This is a genomic window from Pseudoduganella chitinolytica (assembly GCF_029028125.1).
GTDB classification, from domain to species: domain Bacteria; phylum Pseudomonadota; class Gammaproteobacteria; order Burkholderiales; family Burkholderiaceae_D; genus Rugamonas; species Rugamonas chitinolytica.
On sequence record NZ_CP119083.1, the window covers coordinates 757,019 to 773,165 of the forward strand.

The window sequence follows — 16,147 nt, forward strand, 5'->3', positions numbered from 1 at the left end:
AGCAGGCATGCGCACGACCGGAGCCACCCAACGCGGCATTTCCCTCGTGGGCCTGATCGTCGTGCTGGCGCTGCTGGGCGTGCTGGGGTTGCTGGCGATGCAGATCGTGCCCGCCTATTCGGAATACCGGGCCGTCTCGGCCGCCGTCGTCAAGGCGCAGGCGGCCGGCAGCACGCCGCAGGAAATCCGCGCCGCGTTCGACCGTGCTGCCGAGGCCGGCTACATCAGCTCGATCAGCGGCCGCGACCTGGCCATCGAGCGGGTGGACGGCGAACAGCAGGTATCGTTCGCGTACGAGCGCAAGATCCACCTTGCCGGCCCGGCCAGCCTGCTGCTGGAATACAGCGGCTCGACCGCCAAGAAATGACAGGAACGACCAGACGATGAATTTACAGTTATTGCAGACCCGGCTGGGCCACACGTTCAAGGATGCCGGCTTGCTTCAGCAGGCCCTGACGCATCGCAGCCACAGCAGTCTGCATAACGAACGCCTGGAGTTCCTGGGCGACTCGATCCTCAACTGCGTGGTCGCGTCGATCCTGTATGAGCGTTACCATGCGATCGACGAAGGCGACCTGTCGCGCCTGCGCGCCAACCTCGTCAAGCAGCAGTCCTTGTACGAGATCGCCCAGAAGCTGGACCTGTCGCAGTTCCTGCGCCTGGGCGAGGGCGAACTGAAGTCGGGCGGCTTCCGCCGGCCGTCGATCCTGGCCGATACGCTCGAAGCGTTGCTGGGCGCGATCTTCCTGGACGCGGGCTTCGATGCCGCCGCCATGGTGATCCGGGCGTTCTACATCCCGATCCTGGACTCGGTTGATCCGCGCACCTTGGGCAAGGACGCCAAGACGTTGCTGCAGGAATTCCTGCAAAGTAAGAAGATTTCGCTGCCGCTGTACAATGTGGTCGCCACGCACGGCGCCGCGCACAGCCAGGAGTTTGAAATCGAATGCCTGGTGCCCAAGCTGGGCATCCAGGTCTACGGCCGGGGCGGCAGCCGCCGTGCCGGCGAACAGGCCGCGGCCAAGCTGGCGCTGGAAGTGGCCGAGCAGGCGCTGCTGAAAGCACCGCCGGCGGCCCGCAAATCGAAGCCCCGCGCCGCCCAGCTGAAGCTGGCGGGCATCGCCACGGTCCAGAACGACCAGACGGCGGACGCCAAGCTCGCCAACAAATAACCGAGATTCAATCATGACAGACGCACCCGCCACCGCCTTCCGCTGCGGTTACATCGCCATCGTCGGCCGCCCCAACGTGGGCAAATCGACCCTGATGAACACGCTGATCGGCGCCAAGGTCAGCATCACGTCGCGCAAGGCACAGACGACGCGCCATCGCATCACCGGTATCCAGACCGTGGCGGATGCCCAGTTCATCTACGTCGACACGCCCGGCTTCCAGACGCGCCACTCGAACGCGCTGAACAAGACGCTGAACAAGACGGTCACCAACACGCTGGACTCGTCCGACGTGATCCTGTACCTGGTGGAAGCGGGCACGTTCGGCCCGGCTGACCAGCAAGTCGTGGATCTGCTGCCGAAAAACGTGCCCGTCATCCTCGTCATCAACAAGTCCGACCGGATGAAGGACAAGGCCGTGCTGCTGCCGTTCGCGCAGCAGGTGGCGTCGAAGTTCGATTTCGCCGCCGTCGTGCCCGTATCGGCCAAGCTGCGCTTCCAGCTGGACGGCCTGCAGAACGAGATCAAGCGCTTCCTGCCGGAAAACGATCCGATCTTCGGCGAAGACGACATCACGGACCGCAGCGAGAAATTCCTGGCGTCGGAAATCGTGCGCGAAAAGCTGTTCCGCTTCGTCGGCGACGAACTGCCGTACAGCAGCACGGTGCTGATCGAGCAATTCGAGCAGGAAGGCGACCTGCGCCGCGTGTTTGCCGCCATCCTCGTCGAACGCGACGGCCACAAGGCCATGATCATCGGCAACAAGGGCGCGCGCCTGAAGGAAATCTCCAGCCAGTCCCGCCTGGACATGGAACGCCTGTTCGGCGGCCCCGTCTACCTGGAGATCTGGGTCAAGGTCAAATCCGGCTGGGCCGACAACGAAGCCGGCCTGCGCGCATACGGCTACGAATAAGCCGATGGCGAAGCGCCGCCCCACGGCCGAGCCCGTGTCCACTCTGCACACATTGGGGTCACACCCCGACACGGACACGAGCTCGGCCATCGGCGGTGGTGGCGTCACGGATGAGACGGTGTCCTTGTCGGGGTGTGACCCCACGGTGGACACGGGCCCGGTCGTGGAAGTCCGCGAGCGGGCCGTACCCTACGACATCACGCTCCAGCCTGGGCCCGCCCCGGTCCCCGGTACCGTGGTCGATACGGCCCCGGCCGTGCCCCAACCGCAACCACCCCAGGCACCGCGCAAGCGCCCGCCGTCCCGCACCGTCGGCACCCGCGTGCACGGCCAGCCGGCCTTCGTGCTGCACAGCTACCCGTACAAGGAAACCAGCCTCATCGTCGAGCTGCTGACGCGCGACTTCGGCCGCGTCGCGCTGATCGCCAAGGGTGCGAAACGGCCCCATTCGCAGTTGCGCGGCGTGCTGCAGACGTTCCAGCCGCTGTCGGCGGGATGGACGGGCAAGAACGAGCTGCGCACGCTGACGGACGCGGACTGGGTCGGCGGCATGCTGCCGCTGGAGAAGACGGCGCTGCTGTGCGGCTTCTACCTCAACGAGCTGCTGGTCAAGCTGCTGGCGCGCGACGACGCCCACCCGAAGCTGTTCGACCATTACGTGGCCACGCTGAACCAGCTGGCGCACCAGGAATCGCCGCCCATCGTCTTGCGCAAATTCGAAACGGCCTTACTTAAGGAGACGGGGGTGGCGGCCGACCTGACGCGCTGCACGAGCACCCGCGCGAAAGTGCTGGCCGAGGTACAGTACGTGGTGGAGCCGGAGCGGGGGCCGCGGCCGGTGCAGCCGGACGACACGGCACCGCGCGTGGCCGGCAAGACGCTGCTGGACATGGAGCGCGAGGACTACCGTGACGCCGCCACCCAGGCCCAGAGCAAGCAGCTGATGCGCTTCCTGCTGGCGTACCACCTGAACGGCGCGCCGCTCAATACCCGCCAGATTCTCATCGACCTGATGCAACTATAGAAAACAACAATATGAGCTTCCTGCACCCCGCCGGCCCGGTCATCGACCTGGGCGTCAACATCGACCACGTCGCCACCTTGCGCAACGCGCGCGGGACGGCCTATCCCGACCCGATCCGCGCCGCGCTGCTGGCCGAGCAGGCCGGGGCCGACTGCATCACCCTGCACCTGCGCGAGGACCGCCGCCACATCAAGGATGCCGACGTGATTGCGCTGGCACCGCAACTGATGACGCGCATGAACCTGGAAGCGGCCGTCACGCAGGAGATGATCGATTTCGCCTGCCGCATCAAGCCGGCGGACGTCTGCCTGGTGCCGGAGAAGCGCACCGAGATCACGACGGAAGGGGGGCTGGACGTCGTGCGCTTCCATGCCGAAGTATCCCAGGCGGTGAAACAGCTGCAGGGCGAGGGCATTCGCGTCAGCCTGTTCATCGACGCGGACGAAGCGCAGATCGCCGCGGCGGCCGACGTGGGCGCCCCCGTCATCGAACTGCACACGGGCGCCTATGCCGATGCGGAGGGGCCCGCGCAGCAGGAAGAACTGGAACGCATCCGGCGCGGCGTGCGCTGGGGCGTGCAGCATGGGCTGAAGGTCAACGCGGGCCACGGCCTGCACTACACGAACGTGCAGGCCATCGCGGCCATCCCGGACATCGCGGAGCTGAACATCGGCCACGCCATCGTCGGCCACGCGCTCTTCGTGGGTTGGGAAAACGCCGTGCGCGAGATGAAGGCGATCATGGTCGCCACCCGGCTGGGAGCGCGATGATCCACGGCGTCGGCACCGACATCTGCAAGATTCCCCGCATCGCCCAGGCACTGGCGCGGCACGGCGAGCGCTTCGCGCAAAAGATCCTCGGTCCGCGCGAGATGGAGGTGTACCGCACCCGCAGTGCCGGCCACCCGCAGCGGGGCGTGCGCTACGTGGCGACGCGCTTCGCGGCCAAGGAAGCGCTGTCGAAGGCGCTCGGCATCGGGCTGCGCGCGCCGATGACGTGGCCCGCGGCCCAGCTGCTCAATGCCGACAACGGCAAGCCCGCCTTCGTCTGGGAGGGCGCGCTGAAGGACTACATGGAGGCGAACCGGCTGACGGCCCAGGTCTCCGTCAGCGATGAAGAGGATTACGCGGTCGCGTTCGCGATCGTGGAACAGGCAAGCGAATGACAGAACCGATGCAACCATCGGCCACGGCGCGCGAGCAGGTGCTCGCGACGGTGGCCAAGCTGCCCAACCTGCCGGGCGTGTACCGCTACTTCGATGCCGAGGACAAGGTCCTGTACGTCGGCAAGGCGCGCGACCTGAAGAAGCGCGTTTCCAGCTACTTCCAGAAGAACCATTCCAGCCCGCGCATCGCGATGATGGTGGAGCGCATCGCGCGCCTGGAGACGACCGTCACGCACAGCGAGGCGGAAGCGCTGATCCTCGAGAACAACCTGATCAAGTCGCTGCAGCCGCGCTTCAACATCCTGTTCCGGGACGATAAGTCGTATCCGTACCTGAAGCTGACGGGCGACGAGGTGCCGCGCATGGCCTATTACCGCGGCGCGGTGGACAAGAAGAACCAGTACTTCGGGCCGTTCCCGTCCGCGTGGGCCGTCAAGGAATCGATGCAGATCCTGCAGCGCGTGTTCCGCCTGCGCACCTGCGAGGACAGCGTCTACCAGAACCGCACCCGCCCGTGCCTGCTGAACCAGATCGGCCGCTGCAGCGCGCCGTGCGTGGGCGCGATCGGGCCGGAGGAATACCGCGTCGACGTCAACAACGCCGCGCGCTTCCTGCGCGGGCGCACCAATGAAGTCATGGAGGAGCTGGAGCAGAAGATGCACGGCTACGCGGCCGACCTGAAGTTCGAACAGGCCGCCGGCGTGCGCAACCAGATCCAGGCGCTGTCGAAGGTGCTGCACCAGCAAAGCATGGAAACGACGGGCGACGCGGACGTCGACATCATCGCCGTGGTGGTGCAGGGCGGGCGTGCCTGCGTCAACCTGGCCATGGTGCGGGGCGGGCGCCACCTGGGCGACCGCGCCTATTTCCCCACCCACGTGATGGATGCGGAGAGCGTGGCCGAACAGGCCATCGAAGTGGAAGTGCTGGCCGCGTTCCTGGTGCAGCACTACACGGAAAAGTATATCCCCGGCGTGCTGATCCTGAACATCGAGTTCGACCAGCCGGAGCTGATGATCGCGCTGCAGGAACAGTGCGGCCACCGCATCAACCTGCTGTTCCAGCCGCAGGGCCAGCGCCGCCAGTGGCTGGAGCTGGCGCAGAAGGGCGCCGAGATCTCGCTGGCCCGGCTGCTGTCGGAGCAGGGCTCGCAGCAGTCGCGCACGCGCGCGCTGGTCGATGCGCTGGGCCTCGAGTGCGAGGACCTCGACACCTTGCGTGTCGAATGCTTCGACATCAGCCACACGCAGGGCGAGGCCACGCAGGCGTCGTGCGTCGTGTTCCACCATCACCAGATGCAGAACGGCGAGTACCGTCGCTACAACATCAACGACATCACGCCGGGCGACGACTACGCGGCGATGCGCCAGGTGCTGATGCGCCGTTACGAAAAGGTCGCGAACGGCGATGGCGTCATGCCGGACGTCGTGCTGATCGACGGCGGCAAGGGCCAGGTCGAGATGGCGCGCCAGGTGTTCGTCGAGCTGGGGCTGGACATCGGCCTGATCGTCGGCGTGGCGAAAGGCGAGGGCCGCAGGGTGGGCCTGGAGACGCTGATCTTCGTGGACGGCCGCGCGCCGCAGGAGCTGGGCAAGGAGTCGGCCGCGCTGATGCTGGTGGCGATGATCCGCGACGAGGCCCACCGCTTCGCCATCACCGGGATGCGCGCCAAGCGCGCCAAGGCGCGCCAGACCTCGCAGCTGGAGGAGATCGAGGGCATCGGCGCCAAGCGTCGCCAGCGCCTGCTGGCCCGCTTCGGCGGCCTGCGCGGCGTCGCCAATGCCAGCGTGGAGGACCTGATGTCGGTGGAGGGTATCTCCGGCAAGCTGGCCGAGGAAATCTACCGGCGGCTGCACTGAGGGGTACGTGCAAGACGCCTCAACGTATCGTGCTTGCTGGCATTAGGCTCGGCGGCAGGGTAGACTAGCGGCGCATTGATAAAATTTCATAATGCGCCATTTCACAGCCGCCTCCATGCCTGCTTTCATGCTCCGCCTTTATGCCGTTTAATATCCCTATCCTGCTGACCTGGCTGCGCGTCGCGCTCATTCCGCTCGTCGTGGGCGTGTACTACCTGCCACCCTCGTGGCTGCCGCTGCAGGACCGCAACCTGGCCGCCACCCTGGTCTTTATCGTGGCCGCCATTACCGACTGGTTCGACGGCTTCCTGGCCCGGCGCTGGAACCAGACCTCCGCGTTCGGCGCCTTCCTCGATCCCGTCGCGGACAAGCTGATGGTGGCCGGTGCGCTGCTGGTGCTGGTGCAGCTGGACCGCTGCAATGCCATCATCGCCTTCATCATCATCGGCCGCGAGATCACGATCTCGGCGCTGCGCGAATGGATGGCGCAGCTCGGTGCTTCCAAGTCGGTGGCGGTCAATTCGATCGGCAAGATCAAGACGGCGGCGCAGATGACGGCGATTCCGGCCCTGCTGTACTACGACGTGCTGCTGGGCGCGATCGACACCCGCTTCTGGGGCGAGAAGCTGCTGTGGCTGGCGAGCGTGTTGACGGTCTGGTCCATGTTCTACTACCTGAAGAAGGCCTGGCCGCTGATCAAGGAAAAATCGGGAACTTTGAACTGAATGCAATGTTGCCCTTGACAGCCCGAATCCATGCTCTATAATGCTGGCCTGTTGTTGATGACGACGCAGCAAAAAAGCGTAGCAGGAAGTAAGGTCTACGATGATGCGGGAGTAGCTCAGTTGGTAGAGCGCAACCTTGCCAAGGTTGAGGTCGAGAGTTCGAGACTCTTCTCCCGCTCCAAAGTCTGCGAGCAGTTATGACAACAATTCGCTGGGCATTCAAGGATGTTTCTGCGATAATGCGGTTCCTGAAATGCGGGAGTAGCTCAGTTGGTAGAGCGCAACCTTGCCAAGGTTGAGGTCGAGAGTTCGAGACTCTTCTCCCGCTCCAGTCGAAAGACCGGGGCAGCAAAATAAGTAACACACTCCAAGCGGGAGTAGCTCAGTTGGTAGAGCGCAACCTTGCCAAGGTTGAGGTCGAGAGTTCGAGACTCTTCTCCCGCTCCAGAATTCGAAGGGTCGCAGCGGTTAACCGCGCTGGGGTCTGGCAGTAAAGGTTTCCTCTGGCGAGGTAGCAAAGCGGTTATGCAGCGGCCTGCAAAGCCGTCTAGACGGGTTCGACTCCCGTCCTCGCCTCCAAGGTTATGGCAGTAACAAGCTCCATGCGGGAGTAGCTCAGTTGGTAGAGCGCAACCTTGCCAAGGTTGAGGTCGAGAGTTCGAGACTCTTCTCCCGCTCCATATTGAAGAAGGGCAGCCGATGTGGCTGCCCTTTTTTGCATTCGGACGTACCGTGAACGCACGCCATGAGCCGCACTCCCGCCTGCTGACCCCCGCCGACCTGGCGGTTCAGGCGGACGCGGGCGCGCGCCTGGTCGAGGTGGGCTGCGGCACGCATGTGCAATACAGCGTCGCCCACATCCCCGGCGCCCTGTATCTCGACACCGCCGCGCTGGAAGTGCCGCCGCTGTTCAACAAGGTCGCGGACGCCGCCTTGCTCGACATACTGCTCCGCCTGGGCATCCGCCACGACACCACGGTCCTGCTGTATGGCCGCAGCACGCTGGCCGCCGCCCGGGCGGCACACCTGATGCTGTACGCGGGCGTGCGCGATGTCCGGCTGCTCGACGGGGGCTTTGCGCGCTGGTGTGCCGAGGGCTATCCGGTTGCCGCCGGCACGGGCGCGGCGTCGGCGCCTGCGGTCTCATTCGGTGCGCCATTCCCGGGCCGCCCGGACTACCTGGTCGACACCGTGCAGGCACGCGCACTGCTGGCCCGCGACGACGCCGTGCTGGCCAGCATCCGCACGTGGAGCGAGCACACGGGTGTAACCTCCGGCTACAGCTACATCGCCGCGCGCGGCGACATCCCCGGCGCCCGCTGGGGCAGGGCGGGGCGCGAGGGCGACGTCAACAGCATGAGCGACTACCACGATCCGGAGGGCTGCATGCTGCCTGGCGAGTCGATCGAAGCCATGTGGCGCGAGCAGGGCATCCACCGCGGCTGGCGCACCGCGTTCTACTGCGGCACCGGCTGGCGCGCCTCGCTGGCGTTCTACTACGCCTGGCTGCTGGGGTGGCCGCGGATCTGCGTGTATGACGGCGGTTGGTTCGAATGGAGCAGCATGCATGAGCCAAGTATCCCGCTGCTTGCGGAGGAATCGCCTCGCAGCGTGCCACCGCCACGACTGCAATGCCCCGGTGAGCCTGGAGTACAATGAATTCGTAGCGCAATCAGGCTGGGCGCGGTTTCGATCCAGAGCGGGCACACAACCGAAAAGGAGGTATTCGATGCGACATCTTGCAGCGATTGCCCTGGCGGCGGCACTGCTCACGGCGAGTGCGGGTGCGTCCGCGGATCGGCCGCAGGCCGAGGTGGTGGCGGTTCGTTTCCTCGTGAGTGAACAATCTCCCGAACGCCTGGTGCAGGCATTGCTCAGGCCGGTGGAAGGTGGCCTGATGATGCTGGGTGGCGTCACGGCGATCGACGGCACCGCGGGCCCCGGTTACGTCGGCGTCGAGATCCAGTTCGAAGGCGGTGCCACCGAGAAGGACGTCGCGACAGTGACCGGACGGATCGAAGAGCTGCTCATGGATAGCGAAATCCCGGTGACGTCCCGTACGATCGGACTTGCGCCGCCGCGCTCCGCGCGATATGCCGTGTTCGCGGCTGGCGCCCCCTTGGGCAATAGCGCACAGGGGCCATCGCGCTAAGAGGCTTGCCCGGCCTCTTGGCACGCGAATCCAGCGTTCGCGCCGATACCAGAAACAGTCGTGCAGCGCTGCCATGCCGATACGCTCGTAGAACGGTACTGCCTCGGGTACCGCACTCAGGATCAGATTGACAGTGGGACCAAGGTGTCGCCGTAGCATATCGATCAGTGCCTTGCCAATTCCACGTCCCTTGACGGTATCGATCACGGCCAGGTCGGACAGGTAGCAGCTGAACGAGAAGTCGGTCATTGCGCGAGCAATGCCAACCAATTCGCCATCGATTCGTGCGGTGACGATCAGGTTTGCATTGGCAAGCATCGCCCCCAGTCGTTCCGCGTCGTCGACCGGACGGCGCGCGCCCAGGCCCGAGCCGTTCAATACGGCGCGGAATTCGTCGATCGTTACGCCTGTCTCTACCGAATAGGTCACTGAACCGAGGTTCATACGGGGCATTGCCTTTGCCGGGTCACGTTGAAGAGCATTGGTCATCGATATCGTAAAAGTGTTTGCAAGGCCGGGCCCACGTTCGGCAAGTCCCGCATCCCATTCATTACAGACGTGTTCGCCTCAACTTTGCAATTCCATTGCCGGAGTCGCTTCATCCAGCTGCCTGGTCATCAACACATAAGGGACGCCGAATATGTCGGGTAGCTGGCGCACCACCTCAATACCGGCGCGCCGGTACAAATGCCGAGCAGCTTGCATTACCGGAGTGGTATGCAGGGCGATCAGTTTCGTCTTGTCGCGTTTGGCGCAGCAGACCGAGCTGCGAAGCGAGTTTATTCCATCCTGGCATGAGGTCGGCCCACGCATCCCGCACAGCCTGATCGACTGCCAGGTTGGCCGATAGCGCAGGCCCGTCAAAGCATGGCTGAGAGATTCAGTTGTGTAACATTATCGGTCCGTTGGCCGCCTCATTGGTTAGCACGGCCCCCGCTGGCCGGTAGTAACGGCCCGTCGCCACGAGTCCCTGCGTCGACCGCCGGTTTGCGGCCACCATGCACGCCAGGCGTCGAGCACCGCTTCGCAACGCTCGTGTTGCTAGAAAGGTCGGCGGAAACTCCTTTTCAATTGTCAAAACGTGCACTATCATTCATCCGCAAACGTTTGCGCACGCACTTTTGCCCCTAAACACCCGACAAGCACCTCCCGACGTGCTTGCATACAGGAGACCGACCTTGAACACCACCCGCACCCGCCTGAAACTGATCGCCGCCGCCGTCATCGCCTGCGCCCTGCCGATGGCGCCAGCTTCGGCGCAGACCGCCGCCAAGCCCAAGGTGGCTCTGGTGATGAAGTCGCTCGCCAACGAGTTCTTCCTGACGATGGAAAACGGCGCCAAGGCGCACCAGAAAGCCAACGCCGCCAAATATGACCTGCTGGCCAACGGCATCAAGGACGAAACGGATACGTCGGCCCAGATCAAGCTGGTCGAACAGATGATCGTCTCGAAGGTCAACGCGCTGGTGATCGCGCCGGCCGATTCGAAGGCTCTGGTACCGGTCCTCAAGAAGGCGGTCAATGCCGGCATCCTCGTCGTCAATATCGACAACAAGCTCGACGACGCGGCGCTGAAGGAAAAAGGCATCACGGTGCCGTTCGTCGGTCCCGACAACCGCAAGGGCGCCAAGCTGGCCGGCGACTTCCTCGCCAAGCAGATCAAGGCGGGCGACCAGGTCGGCATCATCGAAGGCGTCTCGACGACGTACAACGCGCAGCAGCGCACCCTGGGCTTCCAGGACGCGATGAAGGCCGCCGGCGCCAAGGTGGTCGGCGTGCAGTCCGGCCAGTGGGAAATCGCGCCGGGCAACACCGTCGCGGCCGCGATGCTGAACGCGCATCCGAACATCACCGCGCTGCTGTGCGGGAACGACAACATGGCCATCGGCGCCGTCTCCGCCATCAAGGCGGCCGGCAAGCTGGGCAAGGTGAAGGTGATCGGCTACGACAATATCAACGCCATCAAGCCGATGCTGGCCGACGGCCGCGTGCTGGCGACCGTCGACCAGTTCGGCTCGCAGCAGGCCGTGTTCGGCATCGAAGCCGTGCTGAAGGCGCTGGCCGAGAAGAAGACCCAGGCCACCCTGGGCGGCATGGTCGAGACCAAGGTTGCTCTGGTCACCAAGGACAGCAAGTGAGACAGCAAGTAAGCTGAACCACCAGGCAGGGCGGGCGGGAAACCGCGCCGTCCTCCTGGGCTGGCGCGTCCCTCATTCCTACCTGCTGCGAGAATTCCAATGACCCGAGACCCAAGCGCGAGTGCCGCGCTGCTGACGCTGTCCGGCATCGGCAAGACCTATGTCGAGCCGGTGCTGCGCGACGTATCGCTGCCGGTGCGCGGCGGCGAAGTGCTGGCGCTGACCGGCGAGAACGGCGCCGGCAAGAGCACGCTGTCGAAGATCATCTGCGGCCTGGAGCCGGCCACTGCCGGCGCCATGCTGCTGGACGGCCAGCCCTACCGGCCCGCTTCGCGCACCGAAGCCGAAGCGCTCGGCATCCGCATGGTGATGCAGGAGCTGAACCTGGTTCCGACCCTTTCGGTGGCCGAAAACCTCTACCTGAACCAGCTGCCGCACCGCTTCGGCTGGATCGACCGCCGCCGGCTCGAGCGCGATGCCCGCGCCCAGATGGCCCGCGTCGGCCTGGCCGACATCGATCCGTGGAAGCTCGTCGGCGAACTGGGTATCGGCCACCAGCAGATGATCGAGATCGCGCGCAACCTGATCGGCGAATGCCGCCTGCTGATCCTGGACGAGCCGACCGCGATGCTGACCCATCGCGAGGTCGAGCTGCTGTTCGAACAGGTGGCGCGGCTGAAGGCGGCCGGCGTGGCGATCGTGTATATCTCGCACCGGCTGGAGGAACTGAAGCGCGTCGCGGACCGCATCGCCGTGCTGCGCGACGGCAGCCTGGTGTGCGACGACGCTATCGCCAACTACAGCAGCGCCGACCTGGTCCGCCTGATGGTGGGCCGCGCGGCCGATGCCGAGATCGACCTGTCCGGGCGCACGCTGGGTGCGCCGCTGCTGCGCGTGCGCGACCTTGGCCGCACGGGAGTCGTCCACCCCACGTCGTTCGACCTGCGCGCCGGCGAAATCCTCGGCGTCGCCGGGCTGGTCGGGTCGGGTCGCACCGAGCTGCTGCGCCTGGTCTTCGGTGCCGACCTGGCCGACAGCGGGGAAGTGTTCGTCGGTGCGAGCGAGAAGCCGGCCCGCATCGATTCGCCCGGTGCCGCCGTCCGCGCCGGCATCGCCATGGTGACCGAGGATCGCAAGGGGCAGGGGCTGCTGCTGCGCCAGTCCATCGCCGTCAATACGACCTTGGCCACGCTGGGCACCGTCAGCACGGCCGGCTGGATCGACCATGGCGCCGAACATGCGCTGGCCGACGACTACATCGGCAAGCTGCGGGTGCGCTCGCGCGACGGCCGGCAGTCCGTCAGCGAACTGTCCGGCGGCAACCAGCAGAAAGTGGTGATCGCGCGCTGGCTGCACCGCGACTGCCCGGTGATGCTGTTCGACGAGCCCACGCGCGGCATCGACATCGGTGCCAAGTTCGACATCTACAACGTGCTCGCCGACCTGGCGCGCCAGGGCAAGGGGCTGGTGATCGTCTCCAGTGACCTGCGCGAGCTGATGCTCATCTGCGACCGCATCGCCGTGATGAGCGCCGGCCGCATCGCCGGCACCTTCGAGCGCGGCGCCTGGAGCCCGGACCAGCTGCTGGAAGCGGCCTTCAGCAGCTACCTGACGCATCCTTCTTCCGATCCTTCCACAGCCGCGGCCTGAACCGCCACGGAGAACCACATATGCCTACTACCTATCTGCAACGCGGCATGGCCGACCTGAAGAACTACGCGGGCCTGATCGGCGCGCTGGTGCTGATGTGCTGCCTGTTCTCGACCCTGAGCGAGAACTTCTTCACGCTTTCCACCCTCGGCACCCTGGCCAACGACATCCCGACCCTGCTCGTGATGGCGGTCGGCATGACGTTCATCCTGATCGTCGGCGGTATCGACTTGTCGGTCGGCTCCGTGATGGCGCTGGCCGCGTCGTTCCTGTCGATGGCGACCGTGCGCTGGGGCTGGCCGGTTTACCTCAGCAGCCTGCTGGGCCTGCTGGTGGGCGCGCTGTGCGGCCTGCTCACGGGCACGATCTCGGTGCACTGGCGCATCCCGTCGTTCATCGTCTCGCTGGGCGTGCTGGAGATGGCGCGCGGAGCGGCGTACCAGGTCACCGATTCGCGCACCGAGTACATCGGCAGCGCTGTCGACGGCATCAGCGCGCCGATCGTCCTCGGTATGTCGCCGGCCTTCCTGACGGCCATCGCGGTGACCGTCATCGGCCAGCTGGTGCTGACCAAGACCGTGCTGGGCCGCCAGTGGATCGGCATCGGCACCAACGAGGAGGCGGTGCGCCTGTCCGGCATCAATCCGCGGCCGGCCAAGGTGCTGGTGTTCGTGTTGATGGGCCTCCTGTCCGGCCTGGGTGCGCTGTTCCAGGTGTCGCGCCTGGAGGCGGCCGATCCGAACGGCGGCGTCGGCATGGAGCTGCAGGTGATCGCCGCCGTCGTTATCGGCGGGACCAGCCTGATGGGCGGACGCGGCTCCGTCTACGCCACCTTCATCGGCGTGCTGATCATCTCGGTGCTGGAGGCGGGCCTGGCGCAGATCGGCGTGAGCGAGCCGATGAAGCGCATCGTCACGGGCCTGGTGATCGTCGCCGCCGTGGTGCTCGACACCTACCGCCGCCGCGGCGAACGGGCCTGACCGAGGATCGCTGGCCATGGCAACGATCAAGGAAGTGGCGCTGGCGGCGGGGGTGTCGTACACCACCGTCTCCCACGTGCTCAATGACACCCGGCCCGTCAGCCCGGCCGCGCGCGAGCGCGTGCTGGCCGCCGCCGCCGCGCTGCATTACGTGCCCAGCGCGCTGGCGCGCTCGCTGCGCAGCCAGACCACGGGCACCATCGGGATGATCATCCCCAACAACACCAACCCGTACTTCTCCGAGGTGGCGCGCGGCATCGAGGACACCTGTTACGCGGCCGGGTACAGCGTCATCCTGTGCAATTCCGACGACGACCCGGCCAAGCAGCGCGACTACCTGAACGTGCTGCTGACGAAACGTTGCGATGGCCTGATCCTGGCCGCGCTGGCCCAGACGGACAGCCAGCTGCTGCGCCAGCGGCGCGTGCCGGCCGTATTTCTCGACCGCGCGCCGGAAGGGCTGGAGTACGACGTCGTCGGCATCGACAACATGGCGGGCGGCGAGCTGGCCGGGCAACACCTGCTGGCGCTGGGACGCCGGCGCATCGGCTGTATTGGCGGCCCGCGCGAACTGGAGGTTTCCGAGCAGCGTATCGCCGGCTTGCGCGTTGCGCTGTCCGGCGCGCTGGCTGACGACTTGTGCGAGACCGCGGACTTCAGCAGCGCCGGCGGTTACGCGGCCGCGCTGCGCCTGCTGGCGCGGCCGGCGGCGCAGCGTCCCGACGCGCTGTTCTGCTGCAACGACATGATGGCGATCGGCGCGTTGCGCGCCGCCGCCGAACTGGGCATCGCGGTGCCGGGCGAGCTGGCGGTGGTCGGCTTCGACGATATCGACCTGGCCCAGTTCGTCCACCCGCCCCTGAGCAGCGTGGCGCAGGGCACGCGGGCGCTGGGCAATATCACGGCGGCCTGCCTGCTCGACCGGATCGCCCAGCCGGACCGCCCGCCGCAGCGCCGCCGCATCGCGCCCGTGCTGAACGTGCGCGGGTCGAGCGTCGCTGGCGCGCATCCGTCATCCATCACTTCACCAGGAACTTCGTCATGATCGTCGTCATCGGCAGCATCAACATGGACCTCGTCCTGCGCGTGCCGCGCATGCCCCTGCCAGGCGAAACGCTGACCGGCGGGGCCTTTCGCACCATCCCCGGCGGCAAGGGCGCCAACCAGGCCGTGGCCTGTGCGCGCCTTGGCCGCACCCAGGTGGCGATGGTCGGCTGCGTCGGCGACGACGCCTTCGGCGCGACGTTGCGCGCGGCCCTCGCGGCGGACGGCATCGACGTCAGCCACGTCTCCGCGCTGCCGGGCGTGGCGACCGGCGTCGCCTCGATCCTGGTGGACGCGAACGGCCAGAACAGCATCGTCATCGCCGGCGGCGCCAACGACCTGCTGACACCCGCCCTGATCGATGCCGCGCTGCCGCTGATCGCGCGCGCCAGCATCGTCGTGCTGCAGCTGGAAACACCGCTGGACACGGTACGGCATGCCATCGCCGTGGCGCACGGCCTGGGCAAGACGGTGGTGCTCAATCCCGCCCCGGCAGCCAGCCTGCCGGCAGGCGTGCTGGCCCAGGTCGACTACCTGGTGCCGAACGAGATCGAGGCCGCCATGCTGCTTGGCGCCGATATCGCGGCGGACGATCATGCCACGACCGCCGCCGCGCTGCGCGCCGCCGGCTGCCGCAACGTACTGGTCACGCTCGGTGCCAAGGGCGTGCATGCCGCGCTGGCCGATGGCAGCCGCGACTTCCCGGCGCGCGCCGTCGCGGCGGTCGATACGACCGCCGCGGGCGACACGTTCATCGGCGGTTTCGTGGCCGCGCTGGCAGCCGGCGCCGATCCGGCCAGCGCCATCGACCTGGGCCAGCGCGCCGCCGCCATCGGCGTCACGCGCCACGGCGCCCAGACTTCCATTCCCTACCTGAACGAGCTGGCACCTACATGAAAAAAGGCCCCGTCCTCAACATCGCGCTGTCGCAACTGATCGCCTCGCTGGGCCATGGCGACATGGTCGTCATCGGCGATGCCGGCCTGCCGGTGCCGCCCGGCGTGCCGGTGATCGACCTGGCGCTGACGCATGGCGTGCCGCGCTTCATGCAGACCTTGACCACGGTGCTGGCCGAGATGCAGGTGGAACGCCACGTGCTGGCCGACGAGCTGGCGGACAAGAACATGGCGATTGCCGCGGCTGTCGGCGCGCTTGACCTGCCAGGTCGCAGCAGCGTGCCGCATGACGAGTTCAAGCGGCTCACCGCCAAGGCGCGCGCCGTCGTGCGCACCGGCGAATGCACGCCGTACGCCAACATCATCCTGGTGGCTGGCGTGGTGTTCTGATCGGGGAAGAGGGCCGCTGTCATCAGGCCGTCATGCCTC

16 protein-coding genes and 5 tRNA genes are annotated in these 16,147 nt (G+C 66.2%); 20 read left to right on the forward strand and 1 reads right to left on the reverse strand.

The features are described 5' to 3' along the window. Positions 1–7: 7 nt before the first annotated feature. The 14 genes from PX653_RS03435 (at position 8) to PX653_RS03500 (ending at position 8,517) form a co-directional block, all read left to right on the forward strand. A complete protein-coding gene (locus tag PX653_RS03435) occupies positions 8–367 on the forward strand; it encodes a DUF4845 domain-containing protein (protein WP_277416532.1) in 360 nt (119 codons plus the stop codon). A 16-nt stretch (positions 368–383) separates the two neighbouring features. Then, on the forward strand, positions 384–1,172 hold the full coding sequence (rnc, locus tag PX653_RS03440) for a ribonuclease III (RefSeq protein WP_277416533.1): 789 nt from the start codon (positions 384–386) through the stop codon (positions 1,170–1,172). Positions 1,173–1,185: 13 nt separating this feature from the next. Next, positions 1,186–2,085, forward strand: coding sequence for a GTPase Era (gene era / locus PX653_RS03445; protein WP_277416534.1), 900 nt, complete (start codon positions 1,186–1,188; stop codon positions 2,083–2,085). Between the two features lie 4 nt (positions 2,086–2,089). Then, complete coding sequence (recO, locus tag PX653_RS03450) at positions 2,090–3,109, forward strand: DNA repair protein RecO (protein WP_307730973.1); 1,020 nt, start codon at positions 2,090–2,092, stop codon at positions 3,107–3,109. Between the two features lie 11 nt (positions 3,110–3,120). Continuing rightward, on the forward strand, positions 3,121–3,879 hold the full coding sequence (pdxJ, locus tag PX653_RS03455) for a pyridoxine 5'-phosphate synthase (RefSeq protein ID WP_277416535.1): 759 nt from the start codon (positions 3,121–3,123) through the stop codon (positions 3,877–3,879). After that, the gene (gene acpS / locus PX653_RS03460) at positions 3,876–4,274 is read left to right on the forward strand and encodes a holo-ACP synthase (protein ID WP_277416536.1); all 399 of its coding nucleotides are present in this window, start codon (positions 3,876–3,878) and stop codon (positions 4,272–4,274) included. Before pdxJ ends, acpS begins: the two co-directional genes overlap by 4 nt. Positions 4,275–4,282: 8 nt before the next feature. Further along, entirely contained in the window at positions 4,283–6,133 is a 1,851-nt protein-coding gene (uvrC, locus tag PX653_RS03465; RefSeq protein WP_277416537.1) for an excinuclease ABC subunit UvrC, read from the forward strand. A 140-nt stretch (positions 6,134–6,273) separates the two neighbouring features. Beyond that, positions 6,274–6,858 (forward strand): CDP-diacylglycerol--glycerol-3-phosphate 3-phosphatidyltransferase, encoded by a 585-nt coding sequence (gene pgsA / locus PX653_RS03470; RefSeq protein WP_277416538.1) that lies wholly within the window; start codon positions 6,274–6,276, stop codon positions 6,856–6,858. Between the two features lie 105 nt (positions 6,859–6,963). Beyond that, a tRNA-Gly gene (locus PX653_RS03475) sits at positions 6,964–7,039 on the forward strand. Positions 7,040–7,113: 74 nt separating this feature from the next. Beyond that, positions 7,114–7,189: transfer RNA gene (locus PX653_RS03480), tRNA-Gly, on the forward strand. Positions 7,190–7,229: 40 nt separating this feature from the next. Beyond that, positions 7,230–7,305 (forward strand) — tRNA-Gly (locus PX653_RS03485). 58 nt (positions 7,306–7,363) lie between these two features. Continuing rightward, a tRNA-Cys gene (locus PX653_RS03490) sits at positions 7,364–7,437 on the forward strand. A gap of 25 nt (positions 7,438–7,462) precedes the next feature. Continuing rightward, positions 7,463–7,538: transfer RNA gene (locus tag PX653_RS03495), tRNA-Gly, on the forward strand. Between the two features lie 52 nt (positions 7,539–7,590). Then, the gene (locus PX653_RS03500) at positions 7,591–8,517 is read left to right on the forward strand and encodes a sulfurtransferase (RefSeq protein ID WP_277416539.1); all 927 of its coding nucleotides are present in this window, start codon (positions 7,591–7,593) and stop codon (positions 8,515–8,517) included. Between the two features lie 13 nt (positions 8,518–8,530). Here the strand turns inward: PX653_RS03500 and PX653_RS03505 are convergent, their stop codons facing one another. Beyond that, positions 8,531–9,499, reverse strand: coding sequence for a GNAT family N-acetyltransferase (locus tag PX653_RS03505; RefSeq protein ID WP_277416540.1), 969 nt, complete (start codon positions 9,497–9,499; stop codon positions 8,531–8,533). Positions 9,500–10,251: 752 nt separating this feature from the next. Here PX653_RS03505 and PX653_RS03510 point away from each other — a divergent pair. The 6 genes from PX653_RS03510 (at position 10,252) to rbsD (ending at position 16,108) form a co-directional block, all read left to right on the forward strand. Next, positions 10,252–11,148 (forward strand): sugar ABC transporter substrate-binding protein, encoded by an 897-nt coding sequence (locus PX653_RS03510; RefSeq protein WP_277418508.1) that lies wholly within the window; start codon positions 10,252–10,254, stop codon positions 11,146–11,148. A gap of 99 nt (positions 11,149–11,247) precedes the next feature. Continuing rightward, positions 11,248–12,798: a sugar ABC transporter ATP-binding protein gene (locus tag PX653_RS03515; RefSeq protein ID WP_277416541.1), complete on the forward strand. Its 1,551-nt coding sequence runs from the start codon at positions 11,248–11,250 to the stop codon at positions 12,796–12,798. 20 nt (positions 12,799–12,818) lie between these two features. Beyond that, on the forward strand, positions 12,819–13,778 hold the full coding sequence (locus PX653_RS03520) for an ABC transporter permease (RefSeq protein ID WP_277416542.1): 960 nt from the start codon (positions 12,819–12,821) through the stop codon (positions 13,776–13,778). Between the two features lie 16 nt (positions 13,779–13,794). Beyond that, complete coding sequence (locus PX653_RS03525; RefSeq protein WP_277416543.1) at positions 13,795–14,823, forward strand: LacI family DNA-binding transcriptional regulator; 1,029 nt, start codon at positions 13,795–13,797, stop codon at positions 14,821–14,823. After that, positions 14,820–15,719: a ribokinase gene (gene rbsK, locus PX653_RS03530; RefSeq protein WP_277416544.1), complete on the forward strand. Its 900-nt coding sequence runs from the start codon at positions 14,820–14,822 to the stop codon at positions 15,717–15,719. Before PX653_RS03525 ends, rbsK begins: the two co-directional genes overlap by 4 nt. Beyond that, positions 15,716–16,108 (forward strand): D-ribose pyranase, encoded by a 393-nt coding sequence (rbsD, locus tag PX653_RS03535; protein ID WP_277416545.1) that lies wholly within the window; start codon positions 15,716–15,718, stop codon positions 16,106–16,108. The genes rbsK and rbsD overlap by 4 nt, the downstream gene beginning before the upstream one ends. Positions 16,109–16,147 lie beyond the last annotated feature (39 nt).

Excerpts from the sequence above, each read along its gene's own strand:
- rnc (WP_277416533.1), top strand. The coding sequence starts at position 384 with ATGAATTTACAGTTATTGCAGACCCGGCTGGGCCACACGTTCAAGGAT.
- acpS (WP_277416536.1), top strand. The coding sequence starts at position 3,876 with ATGATCCACGGCGTCGGCACCGACATCTGCAAGATTCCCCGCATCGCC.
- pgsA (WP_277416538.1), top strand. The coding sequence starts at position 6,274 with ATGCCGTTTAATATCCCTATCCTGCTGACCTGGCTGCGCGTCGCGCTC.
- rbsK (WP_277416544.1), top strand. The coding sequence starts at position 14,820 with ATGATCGTCGTCATCGGCAGCATCAACATGGACCTCGTCCTGCGCGTG.
- PX653_RS03520 (WP_277416542.1), top strand. The coding sequence starts at position 12,819 with ATGCCTACTACCTATCTGCAACGCGGCATGGCCGACCTGAAGAACTAC.
- pdxJ (WP_277416535.1), top strand. The coding sequence starts at position 3,121 with ATGAGCTTCCTGCACCCCGCCGGCCCGGTCATCGACCTGGGCGTCAAC.
- PX653_RS03505 (WP_277416540.1), bottom strand. The coding sequence starts at position 9,499 with ATGACCAATGCTCTTCAACGTGACCCGGCAAAGGCAATGCCCCGTATG.
- rbsD (WP_277416545.1), top strand. The coding sequence starts at position 15,716 with ATGAAAAAAGGCCCCGTCCTCAACATCGCGCTGTCGCAACTGATCGCC.
- PX653_RS03525 (WP_277416543.1), top strand. The coding sequence starts at position 13,795 with ATGGCAACGATCAAGGAAGTGGCGCTGGCGGCGGGGGTGTCGTACACC.
- PX653_RS03515 (WP_277416541.1), top strand. The coding sequence starts at position 11,248 with ATGACCCGAGACCCAAGCGCGAGTGCCGCGCTGCTGACGCTGTCCGGC.
- era (WP_277416534.1), top strand. The coding sequence starts at position 1,186 with ATGACAGACGCACCCGCCACCGCCTTCCGCTGCGGTTACATCGCCATC.
- uvrC (WP_277416537.1), top strand. The coding sequence starts at position 4,283 with ATGCAACCATCGGCCACGGCGCGCGAGCAGGTGCTCGCGACGGTGGCC.
- recO (WP_307730973.1), top strand. The coding sequence starts at position 2,090 with ATGGCGAAGCGCCGCCCCACGGCCGAGCCCGTGTCCACTCTGCACACA.
- PX653_RS03510 (WP_277418508.1), top strand. The coding sequence starts at position 10,252 with ATGGCGCCAGCTTCGGCGCAGACCGCCGCCAAGCCCAAGGTGGCTCTG.
- PX653_RS03435 (WP_277416532.1), top strand. The coding sequence starts at position 8 with ATGCGCACGACCGGAGCCACCCAACGCGGCATTTCCCTCGTGGGCCTG.